Source organism: Paraburkholderia sp. SIMBA_053 (assembly GCF_046534895.1).
Classification (GTDB): domain Bacteria; phylum Pseudomonadota; class Gammaproteobacteria; order Burkholderiales; family Burkholderiaceae; genus Paraburkholderia; species Paraburkholderia caledonica.
The window spans coordinates 114172-126910 of record NZ_JAWRXU010000002.1 but is presented as its reverse complement, the minus strand read 5'-3'; the positions used below and the strand labels follow the sequence as shown (position 1 = coordinate 126910).

10 protein-coding genes are annotated in these 12739 nt (G+C 58.5%); 7 read left to right on the top strand and 3 right to left on the bottom strand.

From position 1 onward, the window contains the following. Positions 1 to 320 precede the first annotated feature (320 nt). Both SB753_RS07145 and mug read left to right on the top strand, forming a co-directional pair. Complete coding sequence (locus SB753_RS07145) at positions 321 to 1346, top strand: GlxA family transcriptional regulator (protein WP_410799743.1); 1026 nt, start codon at positions 321 to 323, stop codon at positions 1344 to 1346. Next, positions 1343 to 1873, top strand: a complete 531-nt coding sequence (mug, locus tag SB753_RS07140) for a G/U mismatch-specific DNA glycosylase (RefSeq protein WP_410799742.1) — start codon at positions 1343 to 1345, stop codon at positions 1871 to 1873. The genes SB753_RS07145 and mug overlap by 4 nt, the downstream gene beginning before the upstream one ends. Here the strand turns inward: mug and SB753_RS07135 are convergent. Continuing rightward, complete coding sequence (locus tag SB753_RS07135; RefSeq protein WP_410799740.1) at positions 1846 to 2766, bottom strand: LysR family transcriptional regulator; 921 nt, start codon at positions 2764 to 2766, stop codon at positions 1846 to 1848. The two genes, mug and SB753_RS07135, sit on opposite strands and share 28 nt — an antisense overlap. A 375-nt stretch (positions 2767 to 3141) precedes the next feature. On the opposite strand from SB753_RS07135, the gene SB753_RS07130 reads away from it, so the two are divergent. Next, positions 3142 to 3816 (top strand): antibiotic biosynthesis monooxygenase family protein, encoded by a 675-nt coding sequence (locus SB753_RS07130; protein ID WP_410799738.1) that lies wholly within the window; start codon positions 3142 to 3144, stop codon positions 3814 to 3816. A gap of 62 nt (positions 3817 to 3878) precedes the next feature. Here SB753_RS07130 and SB753_RS07125 read toward each other — a convergent pair whose 3' ends face one another. After that, positions 3879 to 4079 carry a hypothetical protein gene (locus tag SB753_RS07125; protein WP_020065378.1) on the bottom strand — a complete coding sequence of 67 codons (201 nt, stop codon included), beginning with the start codon at positions 4077 to 4079 and terminating at the stop codon, positions 3879 to 3881. Between the two features lie 748 nt (positions 4080 to 4827). Between SB753_RS07125 and SB753_RS07120 the strand changes: the two genes are divergently transcribed. The 3 genes from SB753_RS07120 to SB753_RS07110 are packed head-to-tail and all read left to right on the top strand — an operon-like array spanning position 4828 to position 8926. Continuing rightward, a complete protein-coding gene (locus tag SB753_RS07120) occupies positions 4828 to 6303 on the top strand; it encodes an MFS transporter (RefSeq protein WP_410799736.1) in 1476 nt (491 codons plus the stop codon). 11 nt (positions 6304 to 6314) lie between these two features. Further along, on the top strand, positions 6315 to 7391 hold the full coding sequence (locus tag SB753_RS07115; protein WP_410799734.1) for an HlyD family secretion protein: 1077 nt from the start codon (positions 6315 to 6317) through the stop codon (positions 7389 to 7391). After that, positions 7388 to 8926 carry an efflux transporter outer membrane subunit gene (locus SB753_RS07110; RefSeq protein ID WP_410799732.1) on the top strand — a complete coding sequence of 513 codons (1539 nt, stop codon included), beginning with the start codon at positions 7388 to 7390 and terminating at the stop codon, positions 8924 to 8926. The genes SB753_RS07115 and SB753_RS07110 overlap by 4 nt, the downstream gene beginning before the upstream one ends. Before the next feature lie 512 nt (positions 8927 to 9438). Here SB753_RS07110 and SB753_RS07105 read toward each other — a convergent pair. Further along, positions 9439 to 10242 (bottom strand): transglutaminase-like domain-containing protein, encoded by an 804-nt coding sequence (locus tag SB753_RS07105; RefSeq protein WP_088174838.1) that lies wholly within the window; start codon positions 10240 to 10242, stop codon positions 9439 to 9441. A gap of 756 nt (positions 10243 to 10998) precedes the next feature. On the opposite strand from SB753_RS07105, the gene SB753_RS07100 reads away from it, so the two are divergent. Next, positions 10999 to 12735 (top strand): SulP family inorganic anion transporter, encoded by a 1737-nt coding sequence (locus SB753_RS07100; RefSeq protein ID WP_087751260.1) that lies wholly within the window; start codon positions 10999 to 11001, stop codon positions 12733 to 12735. Positions 12736 to 12739: the final 4 nt, after the last annotated feature.

Genomic DNA, 12739 nt, shown 5'->3' with positions numbered 1-12739 from the left:
AGTGCACTCAACTAGATCGATCCTTCAAATCAACTTTAACCAATCGACGTCGCCCCGGAATGCATAGAACCCGCGATACCTGGCCAATCAGCGCGGAATTTGGGCCACTTCGTGCCGCCGGCGTTGCCGTGAGTTTTTGTCCGTTCTTTACACTGACGCAAAAGTCATTTAACGGTTACGGCGGGCGCCGCATGTGGCGGTTGCTGTAAGCTAAGCCATCGCTCGTTGCCGTCGCTTATCGCGTTGCATGGCGCCCCCATCAAGGAGCGTCGGCCCATGCTGGTAACGGAAGCGCATTCCTATTTGATGAAGGTCACGGCATGAAAGTCGCCATTGTCGTATTCGATGGTGTGCAGGCACTGGACGTTGCAGGCCCACTCGATGTATTCGCGGAAGCGAATGCAAATCTCTCCGAGCATCAACGCTATGAGGTGTCGCTTGTCGGAAGCAAAGCCGGCACCGTGACATGCTCCAACGGGATGCAACTTTCCGTGCCATCGGCTTTTGCCGATTCTCTCGCCCAGTTCGATATGGTTCTCGTCGCGGGAGGACCGACCCTGCCCGATTACCAGCCAACGGACGACTTTTTGAAATGGTTGCAAACGCAGGCATATGGCGCGGCACGGTTCGGTTCGGTGTGCAACGGCGCGTTTGTGCTGGGACACGCGGGACTGATCGACGGCAAGCAAGTAACGACCCATTGGGCAGAAGCCGCCCGCCTCGCGCGCGACTTCCCTCTGGCCTGCGTGCAGCCCGACCGGATTTTCATTCGTGACGGCCGGCTGTTTACATCTGCTGGCGTGACAGCGGGAATCGACCTTTGTCTTTCGCTCGTGGCCGAAGACTGGGGACACGAAATGGCGGTGCGTGTCGCAAAACGCCTTGTTGTATATATCCAGCGGGAAGGCGGTCAATCGCAGTACAGCCCTTACATCGGCGCCGGCAAGGATGACAATCCGATTATCGGCAAAGTGCATCAGTATGTGACCGAGCATATAACCGACACTCTTTCGATCGAACAGCTCGCCACCGCTGTTTCGGTCAGCCGACGCACTTTCTCCCGCCTCTTCGCCAAGTATGCGAAGGTCACGCCTTCGGCGTTTGTCGAACAGGTTCGCGTAGATACGGCGAGAAAGCTGCTCGAAGACTCGGACGCTCCGCTAAAAACCGTCGCATTCAAGTGCGGTTTTCACAGTGCCACGCAAATGCGTACCACCTTCGCCCGTCGACTCAATGTCACGCCAAAACAATATCGCCAACGATTCCGCGGCACGGTCGAGTCGCACCCGCGGACAGATACGGGCAGCGGCATGCTGGTGGCGGCTCAAAGCGCGAGCTATTCGTGAGTTGCGCAATCGACGCTCAATCGCTTCCGGATGTTCTCGAGCCAGGTTTGTCGCTGATATTTTGTGGAATAAATCCTGGCATGCGTGCTGCAGCGACAGGTCACCACTTCGAGGGTAGAAACAACCGCTTCTGGCAGACGGTGCACCTCGCAGGCTTTACTCCGCAACAGATTCGTCCTGAAGACGACTGTACTTTGCTCCGTTATGGTTGTGGACTCACCACGGCGGTCTCGCGTCCAACTGCGCGAGCAGGCGAGCTTTCGCGACTGGAGATAGAAGCGGCCGCATCTGATTTCCAGCGCAAAATCGAACGGTATGCGCCGCGGTATGTTGCCTTTCTCGGGAAGATGGCGATCTCGGCAATGTCCGGCAGGCGCGATATCCAATGGGGATTGCAGGCCGATAGATTCGGCGGTGCGCGCGCATGGGTGCTGCCTAACCCGAGTGGCCTCAATCGTGCATATAGCCTCGATTCGCTGGTGAGTGCCTATCGCGAACTTTACGTGGCCGTTGCGTCTTCGTCCTGAAGGTGCGGATTGCTGCGCAGGCTCTCGGTGACGAAATCCACAAACGCGCGCACCTTGCCGCTCGCGCCCCGCCGCTCGATGTGCAGCAGATTCACTGGCACAGCCTCGGGTTCGAACGCCGTCAGGAGAGCCCGCAGCTTGCCATCGAGCACCTCTGGCGCCGCTTGATACGAGAGCAGTTGAGTGATGCCTACGCCATCGAGTGCCGCCAGCACCGCGGCGGGAGACAGGTCGACAATCATGCGTGGCTGAAGCCGCACCGGCAGTCTTGATCCATTCTCGTTGAACACCCATTCGAACGGACTGGACACGCCGGTAAACGACACACAGTGGTGGTTCATCAGGTCCCTGGGATGGCTGGGCTCACCATGCGCAGCAATGTACGCCGGCGCCGCGTAGGTCCGGCGTCGCACCGTGCCTAGAGGAACGGCAAATATCGTCGAGTCTCCAAGATGGCCGATACGAATTGCAATATCCACGCCTTCTTCCAGTAGCCGAGTCGTGCGATCGGCATACACGGCATTGACGTTGACCTCGGGGTAGCGCAGCGCGAACGCGTTGATCAAGGGCGCGACGAACCGCTGCCCGAATAGAACAGGCGCCGATACCGTCAGCGTGCCGACAGGATTCAGGTGGTCTGCAGCGACATTCGCGTCGGCCTCGGTAATAGCGTCCAGCACCTTACGGCAGGCATCGAGGTAGCCGACGCCTGCGTCAGTTGGCCGAACCGTGCGAGTGGTCCGTGCGAGCAGTTGCGTGCCAAGCCGCGCTTCAAGCGAATTCAGTGCCCGTGAGACCGCCGGTGTCGACATTCCGAGCTTCTCCGATGCACCCGTAAAGCTGCCACGATCGACGATGGCTACAAAGACCTCCATCTCGCGCAATTTGTCCATTTCAACTCCCCATCGGTCATCTGCTGCGCCCCTCGCGATTGTAGGCACCGGAATGCTTCGTTTCTTCACCTTGGCCCAAAGAAGACCGGGATTGGCCGAGCGCAGGCTATTTAAGGAAGACGCAGATGCAATGCACAAAGTGTTCGCTGTGCTAGCTATGCCCGCATCCGCACTATTGGTCTGACGGAAGAAGACGCTCGTCTCCGCGCGGCGACTGTGGTGACACGCGCCAGCGGAATGGCAAATTTGCCGAACTTATTGGCCCAATATGGGGCGCGCTTGCGCTTCAGTAAATTCGATGCGTCACGGACAATCAATGCAGCCAATCGCCCGACTGCGGGTCAATCGTATCGCTAAGCAAAGGAAGAGTCCGGAATGTTTTCTGCAATGCTCGAAGTACATCCTCTACGTGAACAGTTCGATCTGTATCTCGGCATGGCAAAGATGCTACGCCCAGAACTCGAAAAGATCGTGGGCTTTATCGACAACAACCGCTATGCAAGTTTGACGCGCGACGGGTGGCTGCTTTCGCTGTCAACGTGGCGCGATGAAAAGTCCCTCGTGCGCTGGCGCACCACGACGAAGCATCATCAGGTCCAACAGGCAGCGCGCGACCGAGTGTTTTCCGACTATCGCCTGCGAATTGGACAAGTCGTCGAGGACACTTGCCTGCCTGAGGGAGAAGTGCTGCTTGAACAACGTCTCGATGTAACTGAGACAGGAGCAGGCACTGCGGTCACGTTACTCGCTGCGACGTATGCGCCGGAGTGGCTCAGACAGGCAGGAGCAGAGGCAGTTGTGAAGTCAATGGGACTCGACCTTGCGGCTTCCGGTCTGGTTGCGTGGGACGTATTCGATGCGCTAATGACGCCAGGCGACGTGATTGCGGTGCTGACATGGCGCGATCTAGAAGCCGCGCAGGTGTTCCAACGAGGAGCCACGCTGCCGGCCAACGTGCATTTGCGACATATTCGTGTGGTGCGCGAGTATGGAATGTTCGATCGCCGTGAAGCACCTCAATACTTCAGCGACGCGCAGCCCGCTGCCTAGCGCGCGGGGCGAATCGGGAGGCGGCTCTACACTGCCTCTCGATACGCCCGAGTACCGTCAGCCTATGCCTCGACAATGCGCACGTCATAGTCTTCGTCAACGAAAGCAACGAGGAACTCCTCCGGCATTAACCACGAATCGACGCTCACGGTTTTTGCATCGACGTTCACGCTAACTTTGGCGTCTGCGTCGACCATCTTCATTGCATGCTCAATGGTCGGGACGTCGTCTGTGTGAATGTCTTTCTTCACCGAAAATTTCATGTCTCACCTCTCCAGTCAATAGCATTACGGCTGCACACGTTCTCCGCACCAGAGATCAGGCTGCATGCAAACCAGCACACGGTTCATGGCGATGCACCTTTCAGAAGAAGCATGGCGCGACGGCACATCGCCGGCTCGTCCTAACTATGGGTGTCGTATTTGCCATTGGAAAGCCTGCATTCTTGCGTTGGCCCAAAAACGATCAGAAATGGCCACCGTACGCTTCGTGGCGAGTTACACGTCTTCGTACTGTCTCCAGCACAACCCATGTCGATTGGCTCGTCGAATCGAAAGAGACTATTCCAGAACACGCGCATGCATGAGGGCGCTCGGACTCATTGGCCCGATTCGCAAACGGAATGGCCAAATGCACAAGCTCCATTGTCTTTCATGAAGATCAGTTGGTCTCCTAGAATTAATCAACCTCGATGCGGTAGTCCCGCGGCGCTGAAATACGTTGAACGGACGCGCCGGAACTACGAGGGGAAAGAAGTGACCTGTACGCCGATTCCGCTCGATATTTAACACTACCGAGCGTCGGCAATCCCGGTGCCCGGCGCAAAAGCCCAACCATTCTGGTAGATCTGCAGACCTCATGAACATCGCAACGCCACGGACAACTGGAACGGCAGAACCGGAGGAAGTCGGCTCGTCGGCACCGGTCGCCTTACGGGAAGCAGACAGTCCAGCTCCAAAGAACGCTGCGACATCTGCGTTATCGCCTCGCCTCGCAATCGGGTTGGTTGGGATGCTTCTCTCCTCATTGCTGGCGATAGTCAATGAGCAGGTGACGGCGGTCGCGCTGACGGACATCCGCGGCGCGCTGTCGATCGGACACGACGACGGAACGTGGCTGACTGCTCTCTTCGAGGCTGCAAACGTGACCACGATGGTATTTGCGCCGTGGTTCGCGATGACGCTCACGCTCAAGCGGTTCACGATCGGCGCGGTAGTGGCCACCATGGTGTTCGGATTTCTTTGCCCGCTGGCACCGAATCTGCCGACGCTGTATGTGCTTCGAGTACTCCAGGGAATAGCCGGCGGTTGTCTTCCGCCGATGCTGATCATCGCAGCACTGCGCTATCTTCCGCCGAAGATCAAGCTCTATGGACTTGCTGGCTATGCATTGACTGCAACCTTCGGGCCGGCACTCGGAATTCCTCTCGCCGCGCTGTGGACTGAATATGTGAACTGGCGGATGACTTTCTGGCAGATCGTGCCGCTAGGCCTGCTGAGTTGTATCGCGATCCAGCAAGGGCTTCCTGTAGAGCCGCTCAAACTCGAACGCTTCAAATCGTTCAACTGGAGCGGATTCGTGACAGGCTGTCCTGCAGTTGCGATGCTGGTCATTGGTTTATTACAGGGCGACCGGCTGGACTGGCTCAATTCCGGCTTTATCCGCGTGATGCTCGGCGGTGGTGCATTGCTGCTGATCGCATTCATCGTGAACGAGTGGTTTCATCCGCTGCCGTTTTTCGGCCTGCGTCTACTTGGCCGGAGAAACTTCACGCACGGCCTTCTTACGCTCGCGGGGGCCGTGATCCTGCTGACCGGCATCGCCGTCATCCCGTCCCAATACCTTGCGAAAGTACACGGCTACCGGCCGCTTCAAACGACGCCGTTGGCGCTGCTCGTCGCACTGCCTCTATTAATTGCGCTGCCTCTGACTGCGGCCGTTCTGAACATCCAGCGGATCGACCGCCGGTGGATTCTCGCCGTAGGAATTTCGCTGATGGGCGTCACCTGCTTCATGGGAAGCTTCATGACGTCAGAGTGGGTGCGCGATAACTTCTACTGGCTGCAATCGCTGCAAATTGCAGCACAACCCATGGTGATCCTCTCGATCCTGATGGGCGTAACCGGTGGTCTCGCTCCAACAGATGGCCCGTTTGCATCCGCCATGTTCAACACGGTGAAGGTTTTCGCAGGAGTGGTAGCGACCAGTCTCATCGAGGGGCTAGGTACCGCTCGCCAGCACTTTCATTCGAGCATGCTCGTTGACCGGCTCGGCAATAGCGCACTGATTACAGCGCAAAGCGTCGGTGAAGATCACGGCCTCCTCGCCGCACTTGCGCATCGTATTCACGAGCAGTCCGTCGTGCTGACATCCGCGGACCTTTATCGCGTGATGGGCTGCATCGCGATAGCCCTGCTTCTTCTCGTGCCCGTGTTACCGACGCGTATCTATCCGCCCTGGTGCACCACGCCTCCCTCTTCCCGCTGATCGACGAACATATGTCAACTGTCTTCCGACTCCCTTTGAAAACGCTTCGGCTCGCCGCGTATGTGGTGGTTCCCTGCGTCGTTGCACTTGTTTGTATATGGCTGTGGGCCGAGCCCGGCAGCGAGTCGACCAACGACGCGTATGTCACCGCCGATTTCACTCTGGTGGCGTCACGCATCGCAGGCCAGTTGTCTGACGTGCCGGTCACAGATAACCAGCAGGTGAAGGCCGGCCAACTGCTCGCGCGTATCGACGACCGTGACTTCCGGGCAGCGCTCATGAGCGCCGAGGCTGACGTGGCCGCCGCGAAAGCCTCCGTTGCGAACTACGACGCAGAGATTGCGCGACATCCGTCGCTCGTCGATCAGGGCCGCGCGACGCTTCGCTCGGACGAAGCAGCCATCGAGTTTGCGCAAGCAAATGCATCGCGCTATCGCAATCTGTCCGAAACCGGCGCGGGCACGACGCAGGAACAACAGCGTGCATCGAGCGCACTGGCCGAGCAACTCGCACAACAGTCGCGCGATCGCGCAGTACTCGTCGCCACCCAGCAAAACCTCGACGTGCTGCGTACGCAGCGCGATAAAGCAGCCGGCGCCCTCGCGCATGCGCAGGCCACTCTGGAGCAGGCAAAGCTGAACCTTTCCTATACGGAGATTCGTGCGCCCATAGACGGGAAGGTCGGAAGACGTTCGGCACGCGTTGGCGCATTCATTACGCCGGGTGCCCCGCTTCTTGCCATCGTGCCGCTTACGGATGCATATGTCGTCGCGAACTTTCAGGAAAACCAGCTTGCAAGAATGCGCCCGGGAGCTACAGTGCGCATTAAGGTCGACAGTTTTCCGGGCGTCGTTATTCGAGGCCATATCGACAGTCTTGCGCCCGCTACCGGCGTCAGCTTTGCGCCTATCGCGCCCGACAACGCGACCGGTAATTTCACGAAAGTGGTGCAGCGCGTGCCGGTCAAGATCAGCATCGACCCGGGTCAGCAAGCGGCATCTGCATTGAGCGTGGGGCTTTCTGTCGAGACTGAAGTCGCTGTCGGCAAACCCGCCGATGTGTCGATGAAGGAGGCGGACCTCAAATGAACGCGCGCGAGTTTTCCGTCCGTACACCGGCATTGGCTGTGTTGGTGTGCTTTGCGCTAAGCGGGTGTCTGGTCGGGCCCAACTTCGAGCGCCCAGAGGCCGCTGCACCTGATGTGTTCAATCGAACACAGTCCGCGCAAGCAGCGAGCCGCCCGGTCGAGTCGGAATTCAACTCCGACTGGTGGAAGCTGCTTAACGATCCCACGCTGAATTCGCTGGAAGAACGTCTGGGTGATGCGAACCTCGATGTAGCGGCGGCGTCCGCTCGCCTGCTGCAAAGCCGGGCGGAGAGACGCATCGTCGGCGCCGAGGAATATCCCAGCCTCAATGGAGCCGCCTCATATAACCGCGAGCGTGGCAGCATGAACGGCATCCTCTCGTTGCTCGGCGTTACTCCCACGGGAACACAAACCCAGTCTGCTTCCGGTGCCTCGCCGACCGGCGTGGCGGCATTGCCTGGCGACAAAGGCTCGCCGGCATACGACCTTTATCAGTTCGGCTTCGACGCGTCGTGGGAACTCGATTTCTGGGGACGAGTAAGGCGTGGCGTGGAGGCCGCCACCGCGATGAGCGAGGCGTCTTATCAGGACCGGAATGCTGTGCTGTTGTCTGCACGCGCGGAACTTGCGCGAGACTATGTTCAGCTGCGCGACACTCAGGCTCTGCTGGAAATAGCAAAGCAGAACCTTGCGATCGCTCGCGATGCCACGAAGCTCACAGAGACGCGAGTACGTGAAGGCGTCACTACGAATCTGGACGTGGCCAACGCTTCCGCGCAGGCAGAGTCGATCGAGAGCCTCATTCCGACTCTTGAGGCGAGCCGCGAAACAACGATCAATGCAATTGGCGTGTTACTGGGAATGCAGCCGGGTGGACTACAGCAGATGCTCAGCGAGGCCGGTGATGTTCCCGCGTTGCCTCGTCAGGTACCTATCGGGTTTCCGTCGGAAGTGGTGCAACGCAGGCCGGACATCAGGAGAGCCGAGGCGCAATTGCACGCCGCGACCGCGACTATCGGTATGGCTAAGGCAGACTTTTATCCGCGCATATCGCTCAATGGCAGCGCGGGATTTCAGAGCCTTCAGCTTTCGAGTCTCGCAGACTGGGCGTCGGGTCAATTCGTGATCGGGCCGTCAATAACGCTTCCAATCTTCGAGGGCGGCCGCCTGAAGGGAACACTGCACTTGCGCGAGGCGCAACAGCAGGAAGCCGCTATCGTCTACAAGCGCACGGTGCTGCAGGCCTGGCGCGAGGTGGACGATGCGCTTGTCGTGTACGACGCCGAACAGCGCCGCAACGATCGGCTCAAACAAGTGGTCAGCCTGAATCAGAGTGCGCTTTCGATCGCACGGCAACGGTACAAAGCAGGGGCCGTCGATTTTCTCGACGTGCTCAACGTGCAGAAGCAGTTGCTCGACGCTCAGAGTAATCTTGAACACAGCAAAGCGAACGCCGCCACTGATCTCATCACGCTCTGCAAGGTACTCGGCGGTGGTTGGGAGTCGACTTATGGCCAGCAGCAAGCGGAGCATTAGAAGTTGAGCCGCGACGCTGCCCGTTCTTACAATCGACACGCAATTAGGCAATTGCGGCACAAAGGGGTCAAAAGAAGGTATGTAATTCAACCTACACGGTTCGATTCGTGATCCTATCGATCTATACCGGATCGTGCTTCAAACTGAGGTTAAAAATGAAAGTTTCCTTATCTTCAATGCTGGTTGCCACGGTAATGTCCGCTGCATCGGGTCTCGCGTATTCGCAAACTGGCCAGCCTGTCCAGAATAGCGACGGATCAGGTACGACCATGTCGCAACCTGCAATGTCGCAACCTACGGCAGCGACACCCGGGTACGACTCTCTCGGACCGCAACCCGGCGGCTCCGCCGCAAGCGGCAGAGGGCGAGACGGGGGTCCTTGTATCGTTGGCTTGTCTTGCGACATTTATCGGGGCAGCTAACTCGGCCGGCGACACATGTCACCGCGAGGCGTCGAGCATGTGTCGAACGTGTGTCGACCGCCTCGCTCCAGGCTGCGCCGGAACCGCCCGTCATTCCGCCGCGCAGTGAACGTCGAATTTGATGAGCTTCGTCGGGCCGAACGTGTTGCTGATTGCCACGTCGGCGGCATCGCGGCCACGCGCCATCAGTACCCGACCGATACGCGGCACGTTATTGCGCGGATCGAAGGTTTGCCATGAGCCGCCGACATACGCTTCAAACCATGCCGCAAAATCCATTGCGCTCCAGGGCGGCGGCACGCCGACATCGCTGATATAGCCGGTGCAGTAGCGTGCCGGAATATTCATTGCACGGCACAGCGCCACAGCCAGATGGGCGAAATCGCGACAGACGCCTTTGCGTTCCTGCCATGCATCGAATGCGGTTTTGGTCGGGCGCGCGAATTCGTAGCCAAATTCGATATGCCGGTGCACGTAGTCGCAAATCGCCTGAACCCGTGCACCGCCGGGTGGCGTGCCGGAAAATAGTTTCCACGCAATGTCGGAAAGCAGATCCGTTTCGCAATAACGGCTGCCGAGCAAGAACGCGAGACACTCGTCCGGGAGCGCTTCGACGGCGTGCTGATAGTCAAAAGGACCGCGCGTCTCCGGCTGATCGGAGACGTTGAGCAGCGCGCTTGTCGAAAGCGAGATCGCCCCTTGAGGTGCAACAAGGCGGCTGCACAGATTGCCGAAGCTATCGCGATACTGCGTAATGGCCACTGGCGGATCCACAACCAGAAGATCGGCGGACAACACGTCCTGAGCGTGCGAAAAGTGTGTGTTCAGCATCAACATCATCGGTGTCGGCTGTGCGCACTCATAGACCAGCTCATAGCCCACGCGAAGTTTCATCGGACCATCCTTTCATTGATAAAACACGTGACGCGCTGCGCGCTGGATATGCCGGGTGCCGGCGGTGACGTGGGTCGGGTGGATCGAGCGACGGATCAGCGATAACAATTCTGCTGATGGTGACTCGCCAAAAACAGGAAAAAGGTGCACGCGAAATCGCAGCGACGCTGCTTCTAACTAGCTCTCGTACACCTTGTTGAAATGCGCACACACATGGGGCAAAGCGGCTGCCCGCCACGTGCGCGTGTCGTTACTTTTTCTTCGCTACCGCACTCGGTACGGCAGACTTGGAGGCAGGCGTCCTGAACAGATCCGTTCCCGGTGATGGTGACTTCTTCGGCTGTTTTGGCTTTTTCGCCTCGCGGTTACTACGCAGTTGACCTTTTGCCATTTTGTTCCCCCGTTTCGGCGGCCACGAAGAGGCCGCTCTCCTCCTCATTCTGGGCGCATTTCTGCTTAATGTCGCGATCTATTTAAAAGCGGCGCTCGGAGCCAAAGCTTGCTGCCGTCAACGGCTGCCGATACCGTGCTGCGTCGCGGGACTGCATGCGCTGGCAAACCGGGTCCGCCGGTCACGAGCGTCAATACTCGTAACCGGTAAATATGCATGTCAACGCCTGTCTACGCATCGCCTGCTGCGGGAGATATTGGACCATGGTCCCATTCACCGTGCCCGACTGACTCGCCTATCCTTGATGCGGAAATGGCAGTGCGGAACACTCAATATCGCGACTTTTTTCCTCAACCATCCGACAAATGCAATCCGACCATCCTGTTCCGGAAGGTGGACAGACTGCGGCGCCCGCGCGGCGATGGCTGCGTTGGCTGCCCGGTCTGACGATGCTTCGGACATATCGGCTCAACTGGCTACCTAACGATCTCGCAGCGGGACTGGTGCTCACCACGATGCTCGTACCCGTGGGTATCGCATATGCCGAGGCGTCCGGCGTGCCTGGCGTTTACGGTCTCTATGCGACGATCGTTCCGTTACTGGCTTATGCCGTCTTCGGCCCCAGCCGGATTCTGGTTCTCGGTCCCGACTCCGCGCTGGCCGCGCCGATTCTTGCCGTCGTTATTGCTACCGCCGGCAGCGACCCGTCTCGCGCGATCGCGATAGCCAGCATGATGGCGATCGTCTCTGGCCTCTTCTGTATTGTGATGGGGCTTCTCCGCCTCGGCTTCATTACGGAACTGCTCTCCAAGCCGATTCGATACGGCTACATGAACGGCATTGCGCTGACTGTCCTGATCAGCCAGCTACCCAAACTCTTTGCCATTTCCTTCGACGATCGCGGACCCTTGCGTGATCTGCTGTCGCTTGGCGCCGCAATCGTCGACGGCAAAACCAACTGGTACAGCTTCGCGGTCGGTGCGGGAAGCCTCGCGCTGATACTGTTGCTAAAACGCTTCGACAAAGTGCCGGGTATTCTTATCGCCGTCGTGGTCGCGACGCTAAGCGTTATCGTTTTCGATCTGGACAGCCGAGGCGTCAAAGTACTCGGCAAGATCCCACAAGGTCTCCCGTCATTCGCGTTGCCATCGATCGGCGATGCCGATCCCATCAAGATTCTGTTGGGCGGCTGTGCGGTCGCACTGATTTCATTTGCGGATACCAGCGTGCTGTCACGGACCTTCGCTGCGCGATTTCATACACATGTGGATCCCAACCAGGAGATGGTCGGCTTGGGAGCGGCCAATTTAGCAGCTGGCTTTTTTCAGGGCTTTCCGATCAGCAGCAGTTCTTCGCGAACACCCGTGGCCGAAGCAGCGGGCGCGAGAACGCAGGTGACAGGTGTTGTCGGCGCGGTGGCGGTAGCAATCCTTCTGATCGCCGCGCCCAATCTGATGCGCTACCTGCCCAATAGCGCGCTCGCCGCTGTCGTCATTGCCGCAGCCCTCGGCCTGTTCGAATTTGCGGACCTCGGCCGCATCTTTCGAATCCAGCAATGGGAGTTCTGGCTTTCCATTGTCTGCTTCGTGGGCGTCGCCGTCTTCGGTGCGATTCCCGGTATCTGCATCGCAATTGTGATCGCAGTCATAGAGTTCCTGTGGGACGGTTGGCGCCCCCACTATGCCATTCTCGGACGCGTGGAACACCTTCGCGGCTACCATGACATCGAGCGCTATCCGCATGCCTTGCGGATTCCGGGACTGCTTCTATTCCGCTGGGACGCGCCATTGTTTTTCGCCAATGCCGAGCTTTTTCAGGAATGCCTGCTGGAAGCCGTCGATACCTCTCCAACGCCCGTGCGCACAATCGTAGTGGCTGCCGAGCCTGTCACCAGCATCGATGTGACTTCGGCAGACATGCTCAGAGAACTGACGCGAACACTAGGCAAGCGCGACATTGAGTTGCACTTTGCGGAAATGAAGGATCCTGTGCGAGACAAGCTCAGACGTTTCGAAATGTCCGATGTGCTCGGCGATGCGCAATTTCATCCGACCGTGGGGAGTGCCGTCGATGATTACCTCGAGCGGCACTCAGCGCAATAACTCA